Raw genomic sequence first — 1,794 nt, forward strand, 5'->3', positions numbered from 1 at the left:
GCCTTCGAGGCGTGCCCGACGCGCGCATGCCCGGCGCCGGGGTGGTGGGCGTGCCCGGCATGCGCCTGGGCGAAGGCCGGGACCATGACGAGAAGCGCCGCGACCCGAAGGATCGCAGCGAGCCGTCGCAGAAGGTGCCGGGCCTGTCGCATCGTGCGTGAGCCTAGCACGATTCGGGCTTCTGGACAGGGCGTCGAAGCGGGTCCACCGGGGCGTGGCCTTCCCTGGCGCGAAGGGCGGACGCCGCATCCGCTTCGGTCGCGGCTCCGCAGGTGGCGAGGGCATCGACGACCGCTTCGGGGTGGCGATGGATCGTCCAGATCAACGTCATGGCCGTGGCGTTCGGCCTGGACTTGCCCTGTTCCCAGTTCTTGACGGTCGCTTCCTCCAGCCCGAACCGGAGCGCGAACTGGGCTTGCGAGAGATGCAGGGCCTCGCGCACGCTTCGGACGGAGATCGGGTCGGGTGCATGCTTGCGGACGGCGATGCCCAGCGCCGTCAGTTCCGACGTCAGCCGGCTCAGGCTCTCGACCTTCGGCACCTCGACATAGGCCTCGCCGGTGTCGAACACGTCCGTCATGACCGCGTGAGCCGCCTTCACTGGAAGATGCCTACGGACCAGGGCGCGGGCCGCCGCCACCGTGTCGAGGTGCGCGTCCGGCAGCCGCTTGAGGCTGAGGCGCTCTACGGAGCCGTCGGGGACGAGGGTCCCGTCCCGGATTTGCACCCGTGGTCCGAACGCCGCCAACAATGTGGATCGCGTCGACATCCAATTCCTCCATGACCCCCTGCGCGATGTCGCGGAGCACGGACGCGCCCCACTTCGTCATCGGGTCGCCGCCGACGTGCATGCCGTTCAGCTCGAGGGATCGCCCCGAGAGCGTCACCTCGGCCATCACAGCGAGCGAACCCCAGGGGGCCGCACCTCGACCGTGAAGATCGGGTCGTCGCTGTTGGCATGATCGACGACGATCCGAACCTTGCAGGCCGACAAGGAGCTCTTCCTGTGCGCAGATTGCCTATAAGATAAAAAGATGCGCAGACGTCAAGGCCGCTGCAGCCCCGATCGGGATCGAGGCTCGGAAGGCGATGGCTCCGAATCGCGGGCGCAAGGGTGCCATGACGGAGGGAGGGACGTCGCTTCGAGCGCCGGGCGCGGGGGCATCCGAGGCTGCGGCTCCTACTTCCCGCCCGTCCGCGCCAGGATCGCCCGCATCTGGGCGATCTCGCGCTCCTGCGCCTTGACGATCTCTTCGGCGAGCGCCCGCACCTCCGGGTCCTTCGAGTATTGCAGCGCGACCCGCGCCATGCCGACGGCGCCCTCGTGGTGGGGGATCATGCCGCGCACGAAGTCGGCGTCGACGTCGCCGCTGTAGCGGATCGCCATGTCGGCGTGCATCCGCGCGTCGACGGCGCGGAACGCCCGGGTGGAGGGCGCCTCGCCCGCGGCCGGCGCGGGATGACGGCCGGCGTGGTCCCTATGTTCGTGATCCATGCGCTCGTGGTCCATGCCCTGTGCCAGCACCCCGCCAGCGAGGAGGACGGCGACGGCGATCAGGGCGGGCCGGACGGTGTTGCGCATGGGGTCGAGTCTCCTCACGGGGATGCGCCGCACCGTGGAGCTTGCCGGCGTGGCAAGGTCAACCGCCACGGTCGCGCCGGGATGCGTCCGGGCCGCCGCCGAGCAGCCGGCCGCCAAAAATCCCGTTCAGCCCGATCACGCCGAGCACGGTGACCGCGTGGATCAGGAGGTCGGTCGCGGTGGCGTCGTGCGGGTGGAACGGCACGAGGAGG

Annotated in this window: 2 protein-coding genes; both read right to left on the reverse strand. The window is 70.0% G+C overall.

Annotated features, from left to right (window positions below):
• Window positions 1-163: 163 nt before the first annotated feature.
• Window positions 164-727 (reverse strand): type II toxin-antitoxin system MqsA family antitoxin, encoded by a 564-nt coding sequence (locus FV223_RS26630; protein WP_187276260.1) that lies wholly within the window; start codon window positions 725-727, stop codon window positions 164-166.
• Between the two features lie 453 nt (window positions 728-1,180).
• Entirely contained in the window at window positions 1,181-1,582 is a 402-nt protein-coding gene (locus FV223_RS26635) for a DUF305 domain-containing protein (RefSeq protein WP_147729736.1), read from the reverse strand.
• Window positions 1,583-1,794 lie beyond the last annotated feature (212 nt).

Source organism: Methylobacterium sp. WL116 (assembly GCF_008039455.1).
GTDB lineage: Bacteria > Pseudomonadota > Alphaproteobacteria > Rhizobiales > Beijerinckiaceae > Methylobacterium.

Excerpts from the sequence above, each read along its gene's own strand:
- FV223_RS26635 (WP_147729736.1), bottom strand. The coding sequence starts at position 1,582 with ATGCGCAACACCGTCCGGCCCGCCCTGATCGCCGTCGCCGTCCTCCTC.